We start from the raw sequence: 22,467 nt of genomic DNA, 5'->3' as shown, positions 1-22,467 counted from the left end.
GGCAGCCCTGCCGGGCGACGCTTCCTGACGGTTCACCGGAACCACGACGGCAGGAGGCGCGGGTCAGCTGGACGGGGTCGGCGACAGGACCTCGGTCGCCTCGGCCCCTGCGGCGCCCCGGCGGTGCGCGGTGCGCGCCTTGAACTTCGCGCGGACGTCGCTCGGCACGAGCTCGAGCAGCTGGTCCTCGCGCAGCGGCAGGTCGAGCAGGCTGAGCTTCAGGCGCCCCTTCGTGGCGTGCCGTCCGGCGTCGAGGCGGATGACCTGCCCGGCCTCGGGCCGCAGCGACATCGACACGACGCAGCCGTCGCTCACGTCGGCGACGACGCGGCCGTCGACCTCGAGGGCCGCCGAGTGCGTGCCGCTGCCGATCTGGAAGCGCAGCTGCTCGAGCGGTCCGAGCACCACCGAGCGGTCGATGCCCGACATCGGCGCGACGGGCGTGATCAGCGTCGCCGCGACGGCCGGAGACAGGATCGGCCCGCCCGCGGCGTAGTTGTAGGCCGTCGAGCCGGCACTCGTCGCGACGACGACGGCGTCCGCCTTGTAGTAGCCGTAGGGCGTGCCGTCGAGCACGAGGTCGGCCGTGACCACGCCCTCGCCGGGGCGGCGCGCCATCGACACGTCGTTGAACGCGAGGAACCGGTTCTCGGTGCCCGACGCGGTGTGCACGACCTCGACGGCGTGGTGCGGCTCGAGCGAGAAGTCCTCGGCGGCGAGCCGTTCGAGGGCGGCCGGCAGCTCGTGCGGCTCGACCTCGACGAGGAACCCCACGTTGCCGTAGTTCACGCCGAGCACGGGCACGGGCCGGTCGGCGACGAGCCGCATGGCGCCGAGCATCGTGCCGTCGCCGCCGAGGGCCACGACGACGTCGACCGTGTCGCGGAACTCCTGCTCGTCGACCAGCTCGACGCCGCCCTGCATGCGCGACTCGTCGGCTGCCTGCGCGACGAGACGGACGTGGCCGCCGGCGACCTCGCCGCGCTGCTTCCACCCGCAGAGGATGTCGACGGAGTCGCGGACCGACTTGGTGGGGTGCGGCACGAGGCCGACGACGAGGTTGCCCATGAGGCGAGGCTAGACCGCGCCCCTGTCGCCCGGCTGACGCCGCCGACCCGGCCCGCGCCTCCCGCGCCCGCGCCCGCCGACGCGACCCCCGCCTCCGCGGCTGTCCCGCTGGTTCACAGGGTGTCACGCCCCCAGCGAACAGGGATGACCTGCGGGGGAGGCGCTGGTTACGCTCTCCGTAGACCGGCACCGAATGCAGGTGTCGACCGCGTACTGGTGGCGACGACCACCCCGCCACCGAGGGAGTCAAGAGATGTTCGAGAGATTCACCGACCGTGCCCGTCGCGTCGTCGTCCTCGCCCAAGAAGAGGCGAAGATGCTGAACCACAACTACATCGGCACCGAGCACATCCTGCTCGGGCTGATCCACGAGGGCGAGGGCGTGGCCGCCAAGGCCCTCGAGTCGCTGGGCATCTCGCTCGACGCCGTGCGCGAGCAGGTCCAGGACATCATCGGCCAGGGCCAGCAGCAGCCCACGGGCCACATCCCCTTCACGCCCCGTGCGAAGAAGGTCCTCGAGCTGAGCCTCCGCGAGGCGCTGCAGCTCGGCCACAACTACATCGGCACCGAGCACATCCTGCTCGGCCTGATCCGCGAGGGCGAGGGCGTCGCCGCCCAGGTCCTCGTGAAGCTCGGCGCCGACCTCAACCGCGTCCGCCAGCAGGTCATCCAGCTCCTCTCGGGTTACCAGGGCAAGGAGGCGGTGGCCGTCGGAGGCGAGCAGCAGCAGAGCGCGCAGGGCGGCAGCCAGGTCCTCGACCAGTTCGGCCGCAACCTGACGCAGGCCGCGCGCGACAACAAGCTCGACCCGGTCATCGGCCGCGAGAAGGAGATGGAGCGGGTCATGCAGATCCTCTCCCGCCGCTCGAAGAACAACCCCGTGCTGATCGGTGAGCCCGGCGTCGGCAAGACCGCCGTCGTCGAGGGCCTCGCGCAGGCGATCGTCAAGGGCGAGGTGCCCGAGACGCTGAAGGACAAGCAGCTCTACTCGCTCGACCTCGGCTCGCTCATCGCCGGCAGCCGCTACCGCGGTGACTTCGAGGAGCGCTTGAAGAAGGTCACCAAGGAGATCCGCACCCGCGGCGACATCATCGTCTTCATCGACGAGATCCACACGCTCGTCGGTGCGGGTGCCGCCGAGGGCGCCATCGACGCCGCATCGATCCTCAAGCCCCTGCTGGCCCGAGGCGAGCTGCAGACGATCGGCGCCACGACGCTCGACGAGTACCGCAAGCACTTCGAGAAGGACGCCGCCCTCGAGCGGCGCTTCCAGTCGGTGCAGGTCAACGAGCCGTCGCTGCCCCACACGATCAACATCCTCAAGGGCCTCCGCGACAAGTACGAGGCGTTCCACAAGGTCTCGATCACCGACGGCGCCATCGTGTCGGCGGCGAACCTGGCCGACCGCTACGTCAGCGACCGGTTCCTGCCCGACAAGGCGATCGACCTGATCGACGAGGCCGGCGCCCGTCTGCGCCTCTCGATCCTGTCCGCCCCGCCCGAGCTGCGCGAGTTCGACGAGCGCATCGCCGGCGTCCGCGCCCAGAAGGAGGGCGCGATCGAGGACCAGGACTTCGAGAAGGCCGCCTCGCTGCGCGACGAGGAGAAGAAGCTCCTCGGCGAGCGTCTCCGTCTCGAGAAGCAGTGGCGCTCGGGCGAGGCCGGAGCCGGCGGAACCGTCGACGAGGGCATCATCGCCGAGGTGCTGGCCCAGGCGACGGGCATCCCCGTCTTCAAGCTCACCGAGGAGGAGACCTCGCGTCTCGTCTTCATGGAGCAGGCCCTGCACCAGCGCGTCATCGGTCAGGAGGAGGCCATCGCGGCCCTGTCCAAGACCATCCGACGCACTCGCGCCGGCCTCAAGGACCCGAACCGCCCCTCCGGGTCGTTCATCTTCGCCGGCCCCACGGGCGTCGGCAAGACCGAGCTGGCCAAGGCGCTCGCCGAGTTCCTCTTCGACGACGAGGGCGCGCTGATCAGCCTCGACATGTCGGAGTTCGGCGAGAAGCACACGGTGTCGCGGCTCTTCGGTGCCCCTCCCGGGTTCGTCGGCTTCGAGGAGGGCGGCCAGCTCACCGAGAAGGTGCGCCGCAAGCCGTTCTCCGTGGTCCTCTTCGACGAGATCGAGAAGGCCCACCCGGACATCTTCAACTCGCTTCTGCAGGTGCTCGAAGAGGGACGTCTCACCGACGGCCAGGGCCGCGTGGTCGACTTCAAGAACACGGTCATCATCATGACGACCAACCTGGGCTCGAAGGGCATCGCCGGCGGTCCCGTCGGATTCCAGATCGAGGGCGACACCGCGACCGGCTACGACCGCATGCGCGCCAAGGTCAACGAAGAGCTCAAGAAGCACTTCAAGCCCGAGTTCCTCAACCGCGTGGACGACACCATCGTGTTCCCGCAGCTGTCGAACCCCGAGCTGCTGCAGATCGTCGACCTGTTCATCAAGCGCCTGAGCGACCGTCTGCTCGACCGCGACATGACGGCCATGCTGACGGTGCCCGCCAAGGAGCAGCTCATCAAGATCGGGTTCGACCCGGCCCTGGGTGCTCGCCCGCTGCGTCGTGCGATCCAGCACGAGGTGGAGGACCGCCTGTCCGAGCGCATCCTGACGGGCGACCTGACGGCCGGCGACCACGTGCTGGTCGACTGGGTCGACGGCGAGTTCGTCTTCACGACGACCCGCCAGCCTGGCCGCGACGAGGTGCTCGTGGGCGACGTGCCCGAGATCGAGAGCTAGGCGCGAGCCAGCTCGTCGGGAGCGTCAGCTCCCCGTGATCCGCCGAGAGGGCGGTCCGGCTCCGGCCGGGCCGCCCTCTCGCGTGCGCCCCGGGTGCCAGCCCGCCGCTCGATGCCGGCGGGTCGTGGTGGCCCGCGGCGGGTCGTGGTCGTCCGCGGCGGGCGGGCGCGGACCCGCCGGGGGCGACGGCGACCCGCCGACGGGGACGGCGACCCGCCGACGGGGACTGCGGCGTGGGTAGGCTCGGGGGATGACATCCGCGGACCAGCACGGCATCACCGTCCGCGACGCCGTCGTCAGCGACGTGCCGCACATCCAGCGCCTCTGCGAGCCCTTCGTGCAGAAGCGGATCCTGCTCGGCAAGGACCTCGTCACCCTCTACGGCGACGTGCAGGAGTTCCAGATCGCCGTCGGCCCCGACGGGGTGCCCGTCGGCTGCGGGGCGCTGCACGTCATGTGGGACGACCTCGCCGAGATCCGGACGCTCGCCCTCGACCCGGCCTGGATCCGCCGGGGAGTCGGCCACCGCCTCCTCGACTCGCTGGAGGGCGCCGCCCGGCGCCTCGAGATCGGCCGTCTGTTCTGCCTCACCTTCGAGGTCGAGTTCTTCGAGAAGCACGACTACCTCAACGTGGGCGACGACGGGCTCGTGCCGCCCGAGGTCTACGCCGAGCTCGTCCGCTCGACCGACGAGGGCGTCGCCGAGTTCCTCGACCTGGCCCGGGTCAAGCCGAACACCCTCGGCAACTCGCGCATGCTCAAGGCGCTGCCGCCGCTCGCGGACTGACCGCGTCCCGCCCGGCCGCGCGCCCGCCTCCTGCGTGCTCGGCGGAACTTCCCAGGCCACACGCCGCCAGCGTCCGCCGCAGGGCGGTGGCCAGCACTTAACCTGTGCGCATGTCGACGTTCACGAATCCGACCGGCCCGCAGCCGCCCTCGGTGTACTGGCGTCGCCGAGCCCTCGTGCTGCTCGGCCTGGTCGTCGCGATCGTCGTCGTCGTGCTGATCGTCGTGCGGCCCGGAGCCTCGGGCGACGAGCCCGGTGCCGCGGCCACCAGCACCCCCGCCGCCGACCCGGCCCCGTCGACGGCCGCCACCGCCCCTGCCGCCGACGCGACCCCCAATCCCGGCAGCACCGACGCGGCGGCGGTCGACGGCGCCCGCTGCGCCGCGACCGCGATCGAGCTCGTCCCCGTCGTCGACAAGCAGGTGTTCGCGCCCACCGAGCTGCCGCAGATCTCGATGTCGGTCACCAACACCGGTTCGTCGGACTGCGTGATCAACCTCGGCTCGGGCCAGCAGAAGCTCGTCGTGACCAGCGGCGAGGAGCAGTGGTGGTCGTCCGCCGACTGCCAGGTCGACCCCACCGACCAGGACGTCACCCTCACCGCCGGCCAGACCCTCTCGACCCCGGCCATCGCCTGGGACAGGACGCGGTCGACGATCGACACCTGCGACGCGGACTCCCGGCAGGCCGTGCCCGCAGGAGGCGCGACGTACCGCCTGACCGTCAGCGTCGGCGACATCACGTCGGCCGACACCGCCCCCATGATCCTGAACTGAGCGATGACCGAAGCTGCTTCCCCCGTTCCGAGGCGCTCGAGCTGGCCCTGGCCAGCCAGGACGTCGCCGCCGTCGCGTTCGCCCTTCGGCACGACGTGGTCGTCGTGCCGAAGCTCGTGGTTCCCCCTGCTGAAGGCGGGCTCGTCGCCGAGGGCGACGGCGTCGGCGACGGCGTCGGCGACGGCGTCGGCGTCGGCGTCGCTGCGGCCGACACGGCGGCCCTCGCCGACCGCGACTCGGCCGAGCCCGTCTCCGTCGTCGCCGAGCAGGTGCGCGTCTTCGGTCGCGAGAACACCGACAAGCGCATCCTGCTGCTCTTCTCCTCGGCGGAGGCGTACGCCGCGATGGTCCCGGACGACCCCGACCTCGAGGTGATGCTCTACGACTCCGACGCGCTGCGGGCGTTCATGGAGGTGCACCTCGACGTGCTCGAGCAGGTCTTCTTCGACATCGCCGGCCCGCACACCATGGCCGCCGCCCCCGAGGACCTGCTGAAGGCCCTGAAGTAGGCCTGCGGCCGGGCGCTGTCGCGGCGGGCTGCCCGGCGCGCGTCAGGCGGGCGAGTTCGTCGCAGGCGGGCTGTCGTGACGGCCCAGGTCGGACGAACTCGCCCGTGATCGACCTGGTGGGCGCCTAGAAGGCGCCGTCGAGCTCGCGCTCGCGGGGCGTGCTGGCCGCGCTGAAGGCGCGTCGCAGTGCCTCGCGCAGGTTGCCCGACTCGGCGTCCACGAGCTGGCTGAAGCCCAGCCGGCCCGCCTCGCTGGCGCGTTGTCTCGGCGACGACACGGGCCTGATCTCGCCCGCCAGGCTGATCTCGCCGACCGCCGCCATCGTGTGCGGGTAGCTGACGTCGCGGCTGGCGCTCGCGAGGGCCAGCGCGATCGCCAGGTCGGCCCCCGGCTCGGTGATCTTGATGCCGCCGACGGTCGACACGTAGACGTCGGCGTCGCCGAGCCGGATGCCGGCCCGTCGTTCGAGCACCGCGAGCAGCATCGCCACTCGCGAGGAGTCGACGCCGTTGACGACCCGTCGGGGCTGCGGAGTGCTGCTGGCGACGATCAGCGCCTGGACCTCGACGGGCAGCGCACGCCGCCCCTCCATCGCGATCGTGATGCAGGTGCCGCTGACCGGGGCGCCGCTGCGCGACATGAAGAGACCGCTGGGGTCGGCGACCTCGGCGATGCCGTCGCCCGTCATCTCGAAGCAGCCGACCTCGTCGGTGGGCCCGAAGCGGTTCTTGTGCGCCCGGATGAACCGGAGCGAGGTCTGCCGGTCGCCCTCGAACTGGCACACGACGTCGACCAGGTGCTCGAGGAGGCGCGGGCCGGCGATCGTCCCGTCCTTCGTCACGTGCCCCACCAGCAGCACCGGCAGGTTCCTGTCTTTGCTGACGCGGATGAGCGTCGACGCGACCTCGCGGACCTGTGACGTGCCGCCCGCGATGCCGTCGATCGACGACGACGAGACCGTCTGTACCGAGTCGACGATGACCAGCTGCGGGTCGACCTGCTCGATCTGGCCGAGGATCACGGCGAGGTCGACCTCGGCGGCGAGGAACAAGTTGTCGTGCATCGCCCCGGTGCGCTGCGCCCGCATCCGCACCTGCTGCGCGCTCTCTTCCGCGGTGACGTAGAGCACGCGGGCCCCGGTCGCCGCGGCGCGCGACGCGACCTCGAGCAGCAGCGTCGACTTGCCGACCCCCGGCTCGCCGCTGAGCAGGATGGCCGCGCCCGGCACGATGCCGCCGCCGAGGACGCGGTCGAACTCGGCGATGCCGCTCGGCCACGAGGCGACGGCACCGGCCTCGACCTGCGTGATCGGCCGGGCGACCCGGTCGCCGCCGACCGACACGGGGGCGGTGCCCCGGGCGCTCACGAGCGCGGACGTGACGTCGACCACGGTGCCCCAGCGCTGGCACTCGCCGCAGCGGCCGGCCCACTTGAGGCTGGTCCAGCCGCACTCGGTGCAGCGGAAGGGCGGGGTGGTGGGGCGAGGCATGCTGCGAGCCTAGGTGGGACGTCCGACAGCGGGGGCGCCTCCTCGGCCCCGTTGTGGGGGCGCGCACCGTGTCCGGAGAGCGAACCGGACCCGTTGTGGGGGGCTCGGAGGGTGAAGTCCCTGTGTTTGCATCGAACTTGCGGTGAACGCACGGTCCCGACGACCGTGCGACGTGCGCACGGTCCCGACGACCGTGCGACGTGCGTGGGGTCCCGACGGCCCCACGTCGACGAGCGCGCGGTCCCGACGACCCCGCGCTCACGAGCGCGCGGTCCCGACGACCCCGCAGCTCCCCGCACGACTGGAGTCCGCTGTGCCCACCCCCCGTTCCATCCGTGCGTCCGCCGTGCTCGTCGCGGCCCTCATCGTCGCAGGCGGCCTCGCCGACGGACAGGCGGTGAACGCCGCCCCGGTCGATCCGACCGTCGCGACCGCACCTGCCGTCCCCGCCGTGCCGACCGGCACCGCGCCGGCCGAGGGCACTCCTGCCGCGCCCGACCTCACGGACGACATGATCGCCGTCCCCTCCACCCCCGTCACGGCGCCGCACCTGCACGCCGAGGCGGCGGAGGTCGAGGCGCGCGAGGCCGAGGTCATGGAACAGACCGAGGTCGAGGGAGGCGGCGCGCAGCAGCCGACGCAGTCGGCCCAGGCCGCTCCCGTCGCCGTCGTCCACCGTGTCTCGGTGAGCATCGCGACCGTCACGACGACCACCGCCGACGACGCCGCGACCCCGCCCGACGACGCGTCCGTCACGACCGCGATCCAGCAGCTGCACGACTTCTGGTGGGAGGAGTCGGGCGGCACCGTCGACGTCCGCCTCGGCGGCATCGAGCGCACCTCGCTCGCGAAGGCCACGTGCGACCCCTCGGCTGTGCTCGACTCGGTGCACACGACCGCGTTCGGGGGCGCCTTCGCGTCGTACCGGTGGGCAGGCACCGACAACCACCTCCTCGTGCTGACGCGCGAGACCTGCGGGTCGGCCGCGTTCGGCACCGTCGGGGGCGGCGGCGGCGAGATCTTCAGCTCGGTCGGCACCGACACCGCGCTCGGCGTCCCCGTGCTGATGCACGAGTTCGGCCACAACCTCGGCTTCGGCCACGCCGGCGCCGGCATGTGCCGCAGCTCGACCACCGTCGACGCACCCCTCTCGGACTTCGCGCACACGACGGACACCGACACCTCCGTGGCGTGCCCGGTGGAGGAGTACGGCGATTTCTTGGACATCATGGGCTACTCCGTCTCGGGTGCGCGACCGCACCTGTCGACGCCGCAGCGCCTCCGCGCCGGCTTCCAGGTCGACGCCACGACGCTCCGCGAGCCGGGCACCCGGCAGCAGGTGACGGTCGGCGCGCTCGACGGCGCGGCGACCACGGCCGGCGGCCGGGCCGTGCAGGTCGTCGACCCGCTGAGCGGGGACACCTACTGGGTCGAGTACCGAACCGCGAGCGGCCGCGACGCGACGAGCGCCGAGTTCCGGGGCGCGTCGCCGCGGTGCTCGTCCCTCGACAAGACGCTGGTGCGCTGCGCCCTCGACGGCGACCGTGCCGTCGGCGAGGTGCGCGTGCTGCGCGCGATGCCGCTGTTCGGCTCGTCGGTCTCGACGGCCGTCCTGGCCGCCGGCCCCGTGAAGGCGGGCGACCTGACGCGCCGCGACACGCACCTCGACGCCGGCGAGAGCTTCACCAGCACCGGCGGGGGCTTCACCGTGGCGGTCCGCTCGACCTCGCCCTCGGGCGGGGCCGTGCTCGACGTCAGCCTGAGCGGCGGCACGCCGACGCAGGCCGCGCCCGCCGGGGACACGGCCGGGCGACCCGCGCCCACCTCCACGCCGACGCCCACCCCGACGCCGACGCCCACGCCCACGCCCACGCCGACACCCAAGGTCAAGACCGTGCCGACCGCGTCCGGGTACGACTACAGCGCGGGCGAGCCCGCGATCCTCGGCAGCAAGGGCAGCGCATCGTCGGCCGCGTCCGACAAGGCCTGCACGGGCGGCTACGCCGTCGCCGGCGACAGCGGGTTCTTCCTGACCACGGCGCAGAACTGCGCGGCCGGCGTCACGGTCGACGGCAGCGTGCGCGGCGACGCCGGCTACCACGCCGACATCTACTACTCGAACCCGCGAGACCCCCTCTCGCTGCTGCTGATGCGCTCCGGGAACGACGCGCACCAGATCGTCGAGGACCCGACCACGGGCAAGCGTCCCGGCAGCGGCCTCGTGGTCGGGTGGACCCGCAGCGTCGACCAGCCCGTCGGCTACGTGATCGGCAAGATGGGCATCGACACCGGCTGGACGGAGGGGCGCGTGGTCGGCACGGCGGCCGGCCCGAACGGGACGAGCCTGCTCTGCACGAACGCTCCCGCCTCGATCGGCGACATCGGCGGCCCCGTGTGGCGCAGCGAGGGCAGCGGTGTCCGGGCCCTCGGCACGGTCGTCGGCGTCAGCGACAAGGGCGGGGCCTGCTACCGCCCCATCCAGGAGACCCTGTTCCAGTACGGAGCGTCCCTCCCGTCGTTCGGCGCCGCTCAGGGCCGGCCGGCCGGGGGCACGTTCGCCCCCGGGATGACGTCCTACCGCGGGACCGTCACGTTCGCGGACGCCGGTCGCGTCCTCGACAAGGGCGCCGACTGGCGCCGCTGAGCCACTGGGCCACTGGGCCGCTGGGCCGCTGAGCCGCTGGGCCGCTGGGTCCGCAGCCGGCGGGCCTCGCAGGAGGCGCCTCCTCAGCTCGTCGACCGCCGGCGGACCCGGCACCCGACGACGTCCTCCTCCCGGGTCAGCTGCGGGGCAGCGTCTCCGCACCGCGGGCCGAGGCGCGGGCGGCCGCACGCTCGGCAGTGCGGGCCGTCGAGCCCGCGGTCGCGGCGTCGTGCACGCTGGCGTCGGCGTCCGTGACGGCGTGGTCGGCGGCGATCCGCGCGACGCGGGCGGCGATGGCCGGCTCGAAGGCGCTGGCCCAGACGCGGTACCCGCGGTCGTTCGGGTGGAACAGGTCGCCCGCCGAGTTGCGGAACGTCCGCACGAGCCCCTGCTTGCGCGTCGTGTCGTAGAGGGGTGCGACGGTCAGGCCGAGCTCGTCGGCGAGGCGCCGCACGATCGCGTTCGCCTCGGCGATGCGGTGCTCGCGCTCGGGGATCCACATCGTCGGCAGGTCGGCGACGATCGCGTGGCTCGGCAGCGCCTCGTAGATGTGCCGCAGGTTGCGCTCGAAGGTCTCGGCGTCGAAGTCGATGATGTCGTTCGCGCCGATGGCGACCGTCACGATGTCCGGCTGGTACTTCTCGAGCTTGGGCAGCTGGTCCTTGCGGCAGAGCCACGTCGTGGCCCCGCTGACGCTGAGGTTGACGACCCGGACGGAGGTGCGGGTCGCGTGCCGGATCCGCACCGACAACCTGCCCACGTAGCTCCGCGCCGGGCTCGACGCCCCGATGCCCTGCGCGGTCGAGTCGCCGAGCGCGACGTAGAGCAGCTTGCCCTTGCGGTCGAACCGGTCGCGCCACCAGGCGGAGTGCACCGGCAGCAGGTCGTTCAGGGTCGCGGCGGCGGAGCGCTGGCTGCGCAGCGCGCGGCGCCAGACGGCGAAGAGGGCCCCGCCCGCGGCGAGGGTGACGCCGACTCCGGAGAAGAAGGCGAGGGGGTGACGGGTGGGCATGCGGGGAGCGTACGCCCGGCGGTCAGGTCGGAGCCGCGAGACCGCCCGGATCGACCTCGCACGCGTCTCCGGAGTCGATCTGTGGCCTCTCGAGGAGGCGCGGCGAACCGTCGCGATGCGCTCGCTGCTGGCCTCGGGGCAGCACTCTCCGCCGGTTCACCCTGGCCGGAGGCGGATTTCGACACGGGGGCACGGATGTACTAAGCTCTCTCCCGGTACCGTGTCCGAGCGGCCGAAGGATCATGTCTCGAAAACATGTGTGGGGGTTGACTCCACCGTGGGTTCAAATCCCACCGGTACCGCCAAAGAAAACCCCTGGTCATCCAGGGGTTTTCTGTTTTACTAAGGGGCTGTTGGTGCACATGTGGTGCAGCCTGCCGACAGATATGGGATCGCACGGCAGTGACGTGTCACCTCGTCAGCTCAGATCGACCCCGTCGCTGAGGTCGAGCGTCATCGACCCACACGGATGGTGGCTGGCTCCTCGCGGCGTCCGAGACTGTCACCGATGCGACCGACCCGTCTCGTGCTCACCCCCGCTGCGGGCGCCGGCGATCACGGACGGGAGGAATCCGGGGAACGCTTGCTCGAGGTCGGCTTCGCGGAGCACGTTCATCCGTGACGTGCCGACGTAGTACTGGTGGATGACGCCCCCCTGCCGCAGGGCTGTGAAGTGGTGCGTCGCGGTCGAGGCCTTGACGGGCAGGTCGAAGTTGCCACAGCTGATGTCTGCCTCGGCGGCGGCGAGCTGCGCCACGATGCTCAGGCGGATCGGGTCGGCGATGACCTCGAGGACCCGTGGGAAGTGCAGGTCCTCGACGGAGGGTTCGTCGTCGATCAGTGCTCGAGCCATTCGGGTCTCCTTACGAGGGAGATGATCGTACCGGGCGCGGGTCAGCGGACCTGGATGACGACCTTGCCGAGGGGGCCCTCGGCAAGACGGTCGTACGCGGCCTTCGCGTCCTCGAACCGGAACGTGGAGTCGATGACGGGGTTGATCTTGTTCTCATCGAGGAACTCGACGAGCTCCTCGAAGGCGAAGCGCGTGCCGACGGCGATGCCCTGGATGGTGGTCTGACGGAACAGCACCGTCATGAGATCTAGGTTCGTGGTCTGCCCGGCGAGGAACCCGATGACGGCGACGACGCCACCGGCCTTCGCTGCCCGGACGGAGTCGTTGACGCCGTCACCGCCGGCGACGTCGATGACGACGTCGACGCCCTTCCCGTCGGTGAGCTCGAGGACCTTGCCGGCCCAGTCGGGGGTGGTGCGGTAGTTGATGAGGTCGGTGGCGCCGAGTCCCTTCGCGACGGCGAGCTTGTCGTCGCTGGAGGAGGTCGCGATGACGCGGGCGCCGAAGGCCGACGCGATCTGGATCGCGAAGACGGACACCCCGCCGGTGCCCTGCACGAGGACGCTGCCGCCCTTGCCCAGCTTGCCGTGGTGGAAGAGGGAGAACCACGCCGTCAGCGCTGCGATCGGCAATGTGGCAGCTTCCGCGTCGGTGAGGTTGTCAGGGCTCTTCACGACCCGGTCCTCATGCAGCAGCATGAACTCGGCGAGACCGCCGTCGATGGGGCCGCCGATCATCGCGTCGGTGTGAGCGTCGTCCCATGGGCCATCGGTCCAGGTGGAGTAGAAGTGCGAGGTGACTCGGTCGCCGACCTTCCACTTCGTCACGTCGGAACCGACCGCAGTGACGACGCCGGCGGAGTCAGCGCCGACGATGAGGCCCTTCGGCATCTTCTCGGGGGAGTAGTTGCCCTCAACGAGGGCTTTGTCCCGGTAGTTCAGGGAGACGGCCGAGACCTGCACGAGGAGGTCGTGGGGGCCGGGGGTCGGGGTGTCGACCTCACGGAGGTCGAGGTTGTCGAAGCCGAAGTCGGCGAGGGTCCAGGCGCGCATGGCGGTCCGATCGTCCCGGGGAAGCACCGGGGTCCCGGAGCCGAAGCCTCACGGTACGCTTAACTTTGACGGAGATCAAACTTGATCGTTCTCGAAGTTCCGCGCTGCCACGCCCTTGACGTAAATCTCCTCGATCGACTTGACATTGACATTAGTGTCAGTGTTGACGATGGTCAGATGACGACTTCTGCCCACACCCAGAGCAAGCCCCCGAGCACGGACCGCCTCAAGCCAGGCGACGGTCTCGTCCTCGGCCTGCTGATGTCCTCGACGTTCCTCGTCCTGCTGAACGAGATGCTCCTCGGCGTCGCCCTTCCGACCCTCATCCGGGACCTCGGCATCACCCCGTCTGCCGGCCAGTGGCTGACGACCGGGTACCTGCTCACCCTCGCCCTGCTGATCCCCGCAACCGGGTTCATCATGCGCCGCTTCCACCTGAGGACGATCTTCCTCACCGCATTGTCGATCTTCATCGTCGGGACCGCGATCTCGGCGTTCGCGCCGGGATTCGCGGTTCTCCTCGTCGGCCGCATCGTCCAGGCGGTGGGCACGGCCGTGTTCGTGCCGCTGCTGATGACGACCGCGATCCGCCTGGTGCCGGAGTCCCGCCGCGGCCGGATCATGGCGCTCGTGACCGCCGTCCCGGCGATCGCCCCCGCAGTCGGCCCCGCCATCTCCGGCCTCGTGCTGACGTTCCTGCCCTGGCGGTGGCTGTTCATCCTCGTCCTGCCCCTCGCCGTCATCGCCCTCGTCGCCGGCGCGATGCGGCTGAAGAACATCACCACCCCAGAGCGAGCGACCCTCGACCTGGTCTCGGTGGCGCTCTCCGCCGTCGGGTTCGGCGCCCTCGTGTTCGGGCTGTCCCTCATCGGTGAATCTGCCACCGGCCACGCACCCGTCCCGCCTGCCATCCCGATTTTCATCGGTGTCCTCGGCGTCGCCGGGTTCGTGTTCCGTCAGCTCGCGCTCCGTCGCCACGGAGACGCGTTCCTCGACATGCGCATCTTCCGGTCGAAGTCCTTCGTCGTCCCGATCCTCGTCATGCTCTTCGTGGCACTGAACGGCTTCGGGATCCTGCTCGTCCTGCCCCTGGTGCTCACTGGCTCCCTGGGGCTCAGCACCCTCTCGATCGGGCTGTTCCTCGTGCCCGGAGGTGTCGTCATCTCCGTCGTCTCGGCCCTCGGCGGCCGCGTCTACGACCGCTGGGGGCCCTTGCCCCTGGCGATCCCCGGCTCGATCATCTGGGCGGCCAGCATCTGGTTCCTCAGCACCCTCGACAACACCCACAGCGTCTGGATCTACCTCACCGGGTACCTCGTCATGACCGCAGCCCAGGCGATGATGTGGGCCCCGATGACGACCCTCGCCCTGTCGTCGCTGCGCTCGGAGCTCTACCCGCACGGCAGCGCTGCGTTCAGCACGGTGCAGCAGCTCGCCGGCGCTGCAGGCGGCGCCGTCCTGGTGTCGGCGTACACGATCGGCTCGAACGCTGCGAACGCCGGCGAGCTCACGGTCGCGCAGACTGTCGCCGCCGGCCAGACGGCCTTCATGACCGCCGGCATCATCGCGATCGCCGCGATCATCGGCACCCTCGCCATCGGCCGTCGCCGGGCCACCCCGGAGCTCTCGGTCAACGCCTCCTGACCGGGTCGCTCCCCGCACAAAAGAAGGCCCCCGCCACACGGCGGGGGCCTTCTGCTGTCGACGTCCGGTTCCCTCCTCGAGGAGGAACCGGGACGATCAGCGGGCGGGGAAGGTGATGACGCTGCGGGCGATGCCGCCGCCCTCGAGACCCTCGTAGGCCTCGTTGATGTCGCCCAGCTCGATGGTCTGCGACACGAGGTCGTCGAGGTTTAGCTTTCCCTGGAGGTACAGGTCGACGTACATAGGGATGTCGGCGTAGAAGTTCGACGACCCGAGCCAGATGCCCCGGACGCCCTGCTGCTTCGACAGCAGGGTGCTGTCGGCCGGCGAGGGGCGCACGTCAAGGGCAGCGCCGGGGCGCATGCCGCCGACGAGGTAGGTGGTGCCGCCGAACCCGAGGGACGCCATGGCGGTCTCGGCGACTGCGGGCACGCCGATCATCACGAAGGCGTGGTCGACACCGGCGCCCCCGGTGAGCTCGAGGACACGTGCGGCGGCGTCTTCCTCGCCGGAGTTGACGACGGCGGTGGCGCCGAACTTCTGGGCGAGCTCGAGCTTGTCGGGCTGGATGTCGACGGCGATGATCGTCGTCGCCCCGGCGAGAGCGGCTGCCTGGATCGCGTTCAGGCCGACTCCACCGCAGCCGAACACGGCGATCGACTGCCCCGGGGTCACCTTCGCGGCGTTGAAGATCGACCCGGCGCCGGTCGCGACGGCGCAGCCGATGATCGATGCCTGCTCGAAGGGCATCGAGGGGTCGATGGCGACGAGCTGGTTCTCGTGGATGAGGGCCTGCTCAGCGAAGCCGCCGAGGCCCTGCATCTGCACGACCGGGACCCCGTCGACGTCCAGGCGCGGCGCCTCCTCGTCGGTGCGGTCGAGGGAACCGGGGTTCGTGCAGCCGTTGAGGTTCCCGCGGAGGCACGCCTGGCAGTGCCCGCAAGGCTGCAGGGCGGCCGCGACGACGTGGTCGCCGACCTTGATCCGGGTCACGCTGTCGCCGACGGCTGCGACGACACCGGAGATCTCGTGGCCGAGGACGGCCGGCAGGCCGATGCCCATGCCGCTGCGGGCGACGGTGATGTCGCTGTGACAGAGGCCGGAGGCGCGGACGTCGACGAGGACTTCCCGGCCTGTGGGGGCGGCGATGTGCACCTCCTCGACCTGGAAGGGCTGTCCGATCTCTCGGATGAGTGCTGCACGCATGAGGGTTCTCCTTCGAATTATGCGTAGACCGCCGGGTGGCGGGGAGTCTCAGTCAGGTGGGCTGAGAGGTTCAGGGGGCGATGCGGTGGAAGCCCGAGCCCTGGCAGACGAGGGGTCGGAGGGCTTCTGCGGTACGGACTGCGACGACTTCGAGGAAGGCCACGGTGTGGTCGCCGGCGTCGACTTCGTCGTGGACGGTGCACTCGAACCAGGTGGCGGCACCCTCGACGAAGCGGGCGTCGGACCGTGTCGAGAGCAGGGTCACGCCCTCGAACCGCCGATCCCGGTCAGGGCCAGCCATCTGCCGGGCCAGGGCCGCCTGGTCCTCCGCGAAGCCGGACACCCCGATGCTCGCCGCAGCACGCAGCCGCGGCCAGCTCGTCGACGTCCGCTGGATCGCGACTGACACCAACGGCGGATCCGCCGAGACACCGACCGTAAACGACGACGCCACCATCCCGACCTCGTGCCCGTCGACGGCGGCGACGAGAGAGACCACGCCGGACGGGAAGAGGGCGAACGCACGCCGCACAGTGGAGAGGTAGACCTCGTCCCGGGGACGGGTCTCGACGGTCTCGGTCATGGTCGGGCTGCTCGTGTCGCCGGGACTCAGTAGATTGCGCGGTTGAGGGCGACGAGGTAGGCGGCGCTGACCGATCCCTCTGCTTCTCCTCGCTCCGTGACGGCAGCGATGGCGAGATCGCGGCGCTTCGGGGAGCGGGTCGCGTTGGCCTTCGTCAGGGCCGCGGGAAGCTCGGCTGCGGTCCGGTCGGTGCAGTACGCCGGCGTCCCCGGCTGCTGCCGCCACGACTCCGCGAGCGAGCCTGAGTCGAAAGCCTCGAAGCCCGTCGCCTCGACCAGGGACATCGCCGTCTCCTTCGCTGCCGGGTCATCACCGGCGACAGCGATCGCGATGCGGTCAGGCGTTCCCGGGGCGCTGGCGTGTTCGGCGAAGGACTGGGACGTGATGGCGTTCCACGCCTTCACCACGGGGCGTCCGTAGTGCTCGGACACCCACAGGCTCTCCGTCTGTCCCTCGTCCAGCTCGGTAATGTGGCCGTCGCGGAGCGGGTAGTAGTTCGACGTGTCGATCACGACCGCCGTCTCCGGTGCGTTCTTGACGAGGGGGGCGATGTCCGGGACCCGGCTGATCGGGACGGACACGATGACCACGTCGACCCCCTGGGTCACGTCGGCAGCTTCGACGGCGCGGGCGCCGGTCTCGAGTGCTGCCTGGTCGATGGTCTCCGGGCCGCGGGAGTTCGCGATGGCGACGTCGTGCCCGGCGGCGCTGAGTCGCTGAGCGAGGGTGGTGCCGATCATGCCTGCGCCAATGATGCCGATCTTCATGGGGAATGCCTGTCTTCCGTCTCGGGTGTCTTCCCCATCCTCAACATTGTCACTAGTGTCAATGTCAAGTCGAATGAAGGAGAAATCGTGAGAATCGGAGAACTGGCCGAGAAGACGGGCGTCGCGCCCCGAATGCTCCGGTACTACGAGGCACAAGGCCTCATCCAGCCGACGAGGCTCCCGAACGGGTACCGGGACTACGACGACTACCTGATCGAGCGGGTCGGCAAGATCCGTGGCCTTGTCGACTCGGGCATCCCGTCGCGGATCATCATCGACGTGCTCCCGTGCCTCGACAAGCAGCAGGCGATCATCGTCCGCGACGTCGAGCCGGGGCTGCGCGACATGCTCGCTGAGGAGCGCGACCGCATGGCCCGCAAGATCGACTTCCTGATCCAGAACCGCGACGCCCTCACCAGCTACATCGCGGCCGTGGACGCCGCGGTCGCCGAACCGCAGACCGCCCTGGCCAGCTAACCCCTACCTCGAAGCCCACGGCGAACGCCTCGAACGGGACGCGAACACGCGGGCTTGACCTTGTCACTAGTGTCAATGTTGAGACTGGTTCCATGACCACCGAGAATTCCGCCCCGACCGATGCCCCTCAGATGCTCCTGGCGATGCAGCTCGTCGGGGGCTTCGGGGGTGAGCCGGGCGCCTGGCGTCTGCCTGGTGTCCCTCTCGACAGCTACACCGACATGGACGCTCACGTCCGCCACGCCCAGGCTGCCGAGCGGGGCAAGATCCAGCTCCTGTTCTTCGCCGACACCCCGGCGCTCGAGACCGACCTGAACGTCCAGCCGCAGCGGCACGTCATCGACCCCGTCGTCGTCATGACCTCGATCGCCCGGGAGACCACCCGCATCGGGCTCGTCGCCACCGCCTCCACCACCTTCAACGAGCCGTACAACATAGCCCGCCAGTACAAGGCGATGGACGTGATCAGTCACGGCCGGATCGGCTGGAACGCCGTCACCACCTCGAACCCGGAGGCTGCAGCGAACTTCGGGTCAGCGGTCCCGCCGAGGCCGGAGAAGTACGGACGCGCCCACGAGGTCATCCAGGTCGTCGAGGCCCTCTGGGGCAGCTGGGGCAAGGACGCACTCATCGGCGACGTCGACGTCGGCGTCTACGCCGACGCGTCGAAGATCCAGCCGATCAACCTCGGCGGCCAGTACGTCGCCTCCCGCGGCCCCCTGCCGATCCCGCCGTCGGAGCAGGGCCAGCCCGTCATCTTCCAGGCCGGGGGCGGGCAGAACGGCATCGACCTCGCGGCCCGCTACGCCGACGGCGTCTACGCCAACCCCTACGACATCGCCACCGCCAGAGCCCAGCGAGACGCCCTCCGCGCCGCGGCCGTCGCCGCCGGCCGGAACGCGGACGACATCAAGATGTTCGCCGGGTTCATGCCCACCGTCGGCGCCACGAAGCGCGAGGCACTGGACCGCCGCCGTGCCTTGGACGAGTCGATCGACCTCCGCCAGCGGGTGGCGTACCTCGGACACATGATCGGGCTGCCCCTCCGGTACGAGGACATCGACCAGCCCGTCCCCGAGCACCTCCTCGACCGAGCCCGCGCAAACCTGTCCGACCCGCGATCTGAGCACGCCCTCGACGTCGTCCGGGAGGGATGGACCCTCCGCGACGTCATCGCACACGGCGTCATCGACTACCACCCCGTTGTCGCCGACACGGCCGAGAAGATCGCCGACTTCATGCAGGAGTGGTTCGAGGCGGGCGCCTGCGACGGTTTCTCCCTCGCGATCGACAGCCTCCACGACGGTGTCGACGCCTTCGTCGACGAGGTCGTGCCGATCCTGCAGGAGCGCGGCGTCTTCCACCTCGACTACGAGGGCGCCACCCTCCGCGAGAACATGCACGCCGCCCCGCGCTACGGCCGTGACCCGCGCGTCATCTCAGCGGACTGATCTCGTCGTCACGCACCTCGTGCCTGTTCGCCCTCTGACCACGGGTTCTTCGTGATGGAGGAAAAAACGCGGCGCGTGGGAAGATCGATCGATCCCGGGAGGGCAAAGTGCCGCTTCTTCCCGGGGCAGAACGAGTGTCGAGAACAGCCCGCCACGAGAAAGCCCCGCGAGCCCAGTCTCACCGGGTTCCGGGGCTTTTCTCGTCGCGCGTGCTGCGGAGGGATCCGAGACGCAGCCTCGGGTCAGCTGACGGCGTCGGTGAGCGCGTCGAACTCGGCGTCGGTGAGCTCGATGGTCGCGCCGGCGAGGTTGTCCTCGAGGTGGGCGATGCTCGACGTGCCGGGGATGGGCAGCATCGCGGGCGAGCGCTTGAGGAGCCAGGCGAGGGCGAGCTGCGCCGGGGTGGCCGCGTGCTGCTCGGCGAGCTTCGTGAGCGGGCTGTCCGAACCGGTCAGGCCGCCGGTGGCGAGCGGGAACCAGGGGATGAAGGCCAGGCCGTTCTCGGTCGCCCAGTCGAGCAGCGGCTCGGCGGAGCGGTCGGTCAGGTTGAAGAGGTTCTGCACGGAGACGATCGGGGCGACCGCCTGTGCCGCCTTCACCTCGTCGATGCTGACCTCGCTGAGGCCGATGTGGCGGATCTTGCCCTCGTCGCGCAGCGCCCCCAGCTCGCCGACCTGGTCCTCGAGCGGGACGTTCGGGTCGATGCGGTGCAGCTGCAGCAGGTCGATGCGCTCCACGTCGAGGTGGCGGAGGTTCATCTCGACCTGCTGACGGAGGTAGGCCGGGACGCCGAGCGGCGTCCACTGGCCGGGACCCTGACGGGTGTTGCCGACCTTGGTGGCGATGACGATGTCGTCGGCGTAGGGGTGGAGGGCCTCACGGAGGAGGCCGTCGGTGACGGCGGGGCCGTAGGCGTCGGCGCTGTCGAAGAACGTCACGCCGAGCTCGACGGCACGGCGGATGACGCGGACGGCCTCGTCGCGGTCGCTCGGCTCGCCCCAGACGCCGGGGCCGGTGAGCTGCATGGTGCCGTAGCCGAGGCGGGTGGTGGGCAGGTCCCCACCGATGCTGAAGGTGCCGGAGGCGGCTGCGGGACGGTTCGTGGTGGTGTCGGTCATGGACGCAGTCTGCTCCTCGGCGTTCGTTCTGTGCGGAGGAAGGGATGATGCCGTGCGTCTACGGAGGGCCTCACGCTGCGCGCAGCCACGTGATCCGCTCGCGGATGCGGGCGTCGAGGTCCCCGAACTCGTCGAGGACGTCCATCGCCGCATAGGCGCGACCGCGCGCGCGCTCGGTCACGGCCTCGACGACATGGTGCTCCGCGAGCGTCTCGACCCCGCGGTAGACGCTTCGCTCGGCGATGCCGGTGACGCGGGCGAGTTGTTCGACGGTGAAGACCGGCAGAGCGAGGAGGTGCGACAAGAGCTGGTCGGCAGTGCTGCCCGAGCGAGAACCGATCTGCGCGCGCCAGGTCTCTTCGTAGCGCGCGAACGAACGCGCCGTGCCTCGCGCCTCCCGAGCCGCGGCCTCGACGCTGAGCGCCAGATCCGTGATCATCGGCAAGGGGTCTCCCGAGCGGTACCTCGTCAGCAGCGAGAAGTAGTGCGTCGTGTCCGCAGCGAGTGCGCTGGCCACCGGGAGCACCGTGTGCGGCGTCACGCCCCGACGACGGAGGACTGCGCCGATCAGTGCCCGGCCGATCCGGCCGTTCCCGTCGGTGAACGGGTGGATGCTCTCGAACTGCGCGTGTGCGATCGCGGCCTGCGTGACGGGCTCGACGTCGTCACGGTTCACGAAGGTGACGAGGTCGTCCAGCAGCGCAGGCACGTCCTCCGGCGGCGGGGGCACGTAGAGGGCGCTCCGCGGGGAGTGCTGCGAGCCGCCGATCCAGTTCTGGACGTCGCGCACCCGGCCGGCGCTCCGGCGCTCATCCGGATCCGGGTCGTTCCGCATCAGCGCCGCGTGGGCGGCGAGGATCTCCTCGAGCACGATCGTCTCGCTCGACGCCTCGATGAGCGTCACGATCGCGACGCCGGCCGCGACCATCGACAGCGCGGACTCGTTCTCCCTGAGCCCGCCGATGGCGCGGGCGAACGCGACCGGCGTCGCCTCGACGTGCTCGATGCGGCTGGAGGCGACCGATTCCATGCGGATCAGGAAGCCGGCGAGAGGGGCGAGCACGCCGTCTGCGACCCGCTCGAGGTCCTGGGCCTCCCAGCAGGCTCTTGCGAGGTCGCGCTCCGGTGCACTCGGCGGCGTGAGCCCGGCGATCTCAGGTGGCAGCGACACGACGATCTCGCCGAGCATGCGATCTTCTCGATTGCCGCGTCGGGCAGAGCTCTGCCACCGAGCCGTCCGTGTGGCGTGTTCCGGCCAAGCCGTCATCGCGCCCCCCTAGTGTCAACAAGTCAGTCGATGTTGACACTTACCACCGATAAGTGTCAATAGCGGACGCTTTGTCGCCACTGCTGCCGGGCAAGCGGGCCACCCTCAGCGATACGAGTAGAAGCCCTCGCCCGACTCGACCCCGAGCTTGCCCTGGTCGAGGTAGTTCGTCTTGAGGTGGTCCGCCCAGAGCTGGGCCCCCTCCTCGTCGCTGGCCGCCGAGATGGCGTAGGCGGTCCGCAGGCCGACGACGTCGAAGATCTGGAACGGCCCCATCGGGGCACCCGTTCCGATGCGCCAGGTGGCGTCGATCGTCTCGGGGTCCGCGACGCCGCGCAGGACGAGCTCGGACGCCGCGCCGAGGAACGGCACGAGCAGCGAGTTCAGCACGTAGCCGGGCTGCTCCTTGTGGAGGGGGATCGGCACCATCCCGATCTCGCCCGCGAAGGCCACGACCTGGTCGAAGACGGCGGGGTCGGTCCGCGGGCTGCCCATGATCTCGGCCGTGTTCTGCCGCCAGATGTGGTTGGCGAAGTGCAGCGCGAGGAACTTCTCGGGGCGGCCCGTCGCGTCGGCGAGCTGGCTCGGCAGCAGGGTCGACGAGTTCGTCGCGAAGATCGTGTGCTCGGGCGCCGCGGCGGCGAGCCGCGCGTAGACGCCCTGCTTGAGCTCGAGCGTCTCCGGCACGGCCTCGACCACGAGGTCGGCGTCGGCGACCGCCTCGGCGAGGTCGGTGGTGAGGGCGATCCCGGCCACCGCCTCCTCGGCTGCCTGCCGGTGCTCGTCGCCGAGGTCGCCGACGTACTGCTCGACGATCGACCGGAGGCGCGCCTCGGCGGCCGTGACGGCGTCGTCGTCGACGTCCCAGGCACGGACCGCGACGCCGTGGCTCGCGATCTGGAAGGCGATCTGGGCGCCGAGGACGCCGGCGCCGACGACGGTGACGTGGCTGAAGGTGGTCATGGGGTTCCTGTCTCTCGGGTCGTTCTCGTGACCAGCTGTACTCCCCACGGCGGGCGGA

General features: G+C 70.6%; 19 protein-coding genes and 1 tRNA gene. 9 read left to right on the top strand and 11 right to left on the bottom strand.

Annotation, left to right across the window (positions count from 1 at the left end; genetic code table 11):
• Positions 1–63: 63 nt before the first annotated feature.
• Complete coding sequence (locus ACZZ97_RS13520) at positions 64–1,068, bottom strand: NAD(+)/NADH kinase (protein ID WP_463473487.1); 1,005 nt, start codon at positions 1,066–1,068, stop codon at positions 64–66.
• 253 nt (positions 1,069–1,321) lie between these two features.
• On the opposite strand from ACZZ97_RS13520, the gene ACZZ97_RS13515 reads away from it, so the two are divergent.
• From ACZZ97_RS13515 to ACZZ97_RS13500, 4 genes are all read left to right on the top strand, one after another.
• The gene (locus ACZZ97_RS13515) at positions 1,322–3,811 is read left to right on the top strand and encodes an ATP-dependent Clp protease ATP-binding subunit (RefSeq protein ID WP_146902288.1); all 2,490 of its coding nucleotides are present in this window, start codon (positions 1,322–1,324) and stop codon (positions 3,809–3,811) included.
• A 250-nt stretch (positions 3,812–4,061) separates the two neighbouring features.
• Positions 4,062–4,598, top strand: coding sequence for an amino-acid N-acetyltransferase (locus ACZZ97_RS13510; RefSeq protein WP_314102360.1), 537 nt, complete (start codon positions 4,062–4,064; stop codon positions 4,596–4,598).
• Positions 4,599–4,708: 110 nt separating this feature from the next.
• Complete coding sequence (locus tag ACZZ97_RS13505; RefSeq protein WP_463473486.1) at positions 4,709–5,374, top strand: hypothetical protein; 666 nt, start codon at positions 4,709–4,711, stop codon at positions 5,372–5,374.
• Between the two features lie 104 nt (positions 5,375–5,478).
• Positions 5,479–5,883, top strand: coding sequence for an SseB family protein (locus ACZZ97_RS13500; RefSeq protein WP_463473485.1), 405 nt, complete (start codon positions 5,479–5,481; stop codon positions 5,881–5,883).
• Positions 5,884–6,007: 124 nt separating this feature from the next.
• Here ACZZ97_RS13500 and radA read toward each other — a convergent pair whose 3' ends face one another.
• Positions 6,008–7,372, bottom strand: a complete 1,365-nt coding sequence (gene radA, locus ACZZ97_RS13495; protein WP_463473484.1) for a DNA repair protein RadA — start codon at positions 7,370–7,372, stop codon at positions 6,008–6,010.
• Between the two features lie 313 nt (positions 7,373–7,685).
• Between radA and ACZZ97_RS13490 the strand changes: the two genes are divergently transcribed.
• Positions 7,686–10,016: a hypothetical protein gene (locus ACZZ97_RS13490; RefSeq protein WP_463473483.1), complete on the top strand. Its 2,331-nt coding sequence runs from the start codon at positions 7,686–7,688 to the stop codon at positions 10,014–10,016.
• Positions 10,017–10,152: 136 nt separating this feature from the next.
• Here the strand turns inward: ACZZ97_RS13490 and ACZZ97_RS13485 are convergent, their stop codons facing one another.
• Entirely contained in the window at positions 10,153–11,028 is an 876-nt protein-coding gene (locus ACZZ97_RS13485; RefSeq protein WP_463473482.1) for an SGNH/GDSL hydrolase family protein, read from the bottom strand.
• A gap of 214 nt (positions 11,029–11,242) precedes the next feature.
• Between ACZZ97_RS13485 and ACZZ97_RS13480 the strand changes: the two genes are divergently transcribed.
• A tRNA-Ser gene (locus tag ACZZ97_RS13480) sits at positions 11,243–11,333 on the top strand.
• Between the two features lie 197 nt (positions 11,334–11,530).
• Here ACZZ97_RS13480 and ACZZ97_RS13475 read toward each other — a convergent pair.
• A complete protein-coding gene (locus tag ACZZ97_RS13475) occupies positions 11,531–11,881 on the bottom strand; it encodes an ArsR/SmtB family transcription factor (RefSeq protein ID WP_463473481.1) in 351 nt (116 codons plus the stop codon).
• 41 nt (positions 11,882–11,922) lie between these two features.
• Complete coding sequence (locus ACZZ97_RS13470) at positions 11,923–12,933, bottom strand: zinc-dependent alcohol dehydrogenase family protein (RefSeq protein WP_463473480.1); 1,011 nt, start codon at positions 12,931–12,933, stop codon at positions 11,923–11,925.
• A 177-nt stretch (positions 12,934–13,110) separates the two neighbouring features.
• On the opposite strand from ACZZ97_RS13470, the gene ACZZ97_RS13465 reads away from it, so the two are divergent.
• A complete protein-coding gene (locus ACZZ97_RS13465; protein ID WP_463473479.1) occupies positions 13,111–14,577 on the top strand; it encodes a DHA2 family efflux MFS transporter permease subunit in 1,467 nt (488 codons plus the stop codon).
• Between the two features lie 96 nt (positions 14,578–14,673).
• Here ACZZ97_RS13465 and ACZZ97_RS13460 read toward each other — a convergent pair whose 3' ends face one another.
• The 3 genes from ACZZ97_RS13460 to ACZZ97_RS13450 form a co-directional block, all read right to left on the bottom strand.
• Positions 14,674–15,783: a zinc-binding dehydrogenase gene (locus tag ACZZ97_RS13460; RefSeq protein WP_463473478.1), complete on the bottom strand. Its 1,110-nt coding sequence runs from the start codon at positions 15,781–15,783 to the stop codon at positions 14,674–14,676.
• 70 nt (positions 15,784–15,853) lie between these two features.
• A complete protein-coding gene (locus ACZZ97_RS13455; protein WP_463473477.1) occupies positions 15,854–16,366 on the bottom strand; it encodes a flavin reductase family protein in 513 nt (170 codons plus the stop codon).
• 26 nt (positions 16,367–16,392) lie between these two features.
• Positions 16,393–17,289 (bottom strand): NADPH-dependent F420 reductase, encoded by an 897-nt coding sequence (locus ACZZ97_RS13450; RefSeq protein ID WP_463473476.1) that lies wholly within the window; start codon positions 17,287–17,289, stop codon positions 16,393–16,395.
• Here ACZZ97_RS13450 and ACZZ97_RS13445 point away from each other — a divergent pair.
• Positions 17,221–17,610, top strand: a complete 390-nt coding sequence (locus ACZZ97_RS13445; protein WP_463473475.1) for a MerR family DNA-binding transcriptional regulator — start codon at positions 17,221–17,223, stop codon at positions 17,608–17,610. The two genes, ACZZ97_RS13450 and ACZZ97_RS13445, sit on opposite strands and share 69 nt — an antisense overlap.
• A 92-nt stretch (positions 17,611–17,702) precedes the next feature.
• Positions 17,703–19,061 carry an NtaA/DmoA family FMN-dependent monooxygenase gene (locus ACZZ97_RS13440; RefSeq protein ID WP_463473474.1) on the top strand — a complete coding sequence of 453 codons (1,359 nt, stop codon included), beginning with the start codon at positions 17,703–17,705 and terminating at the stop codon, positions 19,059–19,061.
• Between the two features lie 242 nt (positions 19,062–19,303).
• On the opposite strand, the gene ACZZ97_RS13435 is transcribed toward ACZZ97_RS13440, so the two are convergent.
• From ACZZ97_RS13435 to ACZZ97_RS13425, 3 genes are all read right to left on the bottom strand, one after another.
• On the bottom strand, positions 19,304–20,179 hold the full coding sequence (locus ACZZ97_RS13435; RefSeq protein ID WP_463473473.1) for an aldo/keto reductase: 876 nt from the start codon (positions 20,177–20,179) through the stop codon (positions 19,304–19,306).
• Positions 20,180–20,249: 70 nt separating this feature from the next.
• Positions 20,250–21,368, bottom strand: a complete 1,119-nt coding sequence (locus ACZZ97_RS13430) for a Fic family protein (RefSeq protein WP_463473472.1) — start codon at positions 21,366–21,368, stop codon at positions 20,250–20,252.
• A gap of 183 nt (positions 21,369–21,551) precedes the next feature.
• Positions 21,552–22,409 carry a 3-hydroxyacyl-CoA dehydrogenase gene (locus ACZZ97_RS13425; RefSeq protein ID WP_463473471.1) on the bottom strand — a complete coding sequence of 286 codons (858 nt, stop codon included), beginning with the start codon at positions 22,407–22,409 and terminating at the stop codon, positions 21,552–21,554.
• Positions 22,410–22,467 lie beyond the last annotated feature (58 nt).

It is taken from the genome of Frigoribacterium sp. AC512, assembly GCF_979258295.1.
The sequence above is the reverse complement of the archived record's forward strand: the minus strand, read 5'-3'. Positions and strand labels throughout refer to the sequence as shown.

What these genes read in the sequence shown, in the direction of transcription:
- ACZZ97_RS13505 (WP_463473486.1), top strand. Translation starts at nt 4,709, where the DNA reads ATGTCGACGTTCACGAATCCGACCGGCCCGCAGCCGCCCTCGGTGTAC.
- ACZZ97_RS13520 (WP_463473487.1), bottom strand. Translation starts at nt 1,068, where the DNA reads ATGGGCAACCTCGTCGTCGGCCTCGTGCCGCACCCCACCAAGTCGGTC.
- ACZZ97_RS13455 (WP_463473477.1), bottom strand. Translation starts at nt 16,366, where the DNA reads ATGACCGAGACCGTCGAGACCCGTCCCCGGGACGAGGTCTACCTCTCC.
- ACZZ97_RS13435 (WP_463473473.1), bottom strand. Translation starts at nt 20,179, where the DNA reads ATGACCGACACCACCACGAACCGTCCCGCAGCCGCCTCCGGCACCTTC.
- radA (WP_463473484.1), bottom strand. Translation starts at nt 7,372, where the DNA reads ATGCCTCGCCCCACCACCCCGCCCTTCCGCTGCACCGAGTGCGGCTGG.
- ACZZ97_RS13470 (WP_463473480.1), bottom strand. Translation starts at nt 12,933, where the DNA reads ATGCGCGCCTGGACCCTCGCCGACTTCGGCTTCGACAACCTCGACCTC.
- ACZZ97_RS13510 (WP_314102360.1), top strand. Translation starts at nt 4,062, where the DNA reads ATGACATCCGCGGACCAGCACGGCATCACCGTCCGCGACGCCGTCGTC.
- ACZZ97_RS13430 (WP_463473472.1), bottom strand. Translation starts at nt 21,368, where the DNA reads ATGCTCGGCGAGATCGTCGTGTCGCTGCCACCTGAGATCGCCGGGCTC.
- ACZZ97_RS13460 (WP_463473478.1), bottom strand. Translation starts at nt 15,783, where the DNA reads ATGCGTGCAGCACTCATCCGAGAGATCGGACAGCCCTTCCAGGTCGAG.
- ACZZ97_RS13475 (WP_463473481.1), bottom strand. Translation starts at nt 11,881, where the DNA reads ATGGCTCGAGCACTGATCGACGACGAACCCTCCGTCGAGGACCTGCAC.
- ACZZ97_RS13515 (WP_146902288.1), top strand. Translation starts at nt 1,322, where the DNA reads ATGTTCGAGAGATTCACCGACCGTGCCCGTCGCGTCGTCGTCCTCGCC.
- ACZZ97_RS13465 (WP_463473479.1), top strand. Translation starts at nt 13,111, where the DNA reads ATGACGACTTCTGCCCACACCCAGAGCAAGCCCCCGAGCACGGACCGC.
- ACZZ97_RS13485 (WP_463473482.1), bottom strand. Translation starts at nt 11,028, where the DNA reads ATGCCCACCCGTCACCCCCTCGCCTTCTTCTCCGGAGTCGGCGTCACC.
- ACZZ97_RS13425 (WP_463473471.1), bottom strand. Translation starts at nt 22,409, where the DNA reads ATGACCACCTTCAGCCACGTCACCGTCGTCGGCGCCGGCGTCCTCGGC.
- ACZZ97_RS13440 (WP_463473474.1), top strand. Translation starts at nt 17,703, where the DNA reads ATGACCACCGAGAATTCCGCCCCGACCGATGCCCCTCAGATGCTCCTG.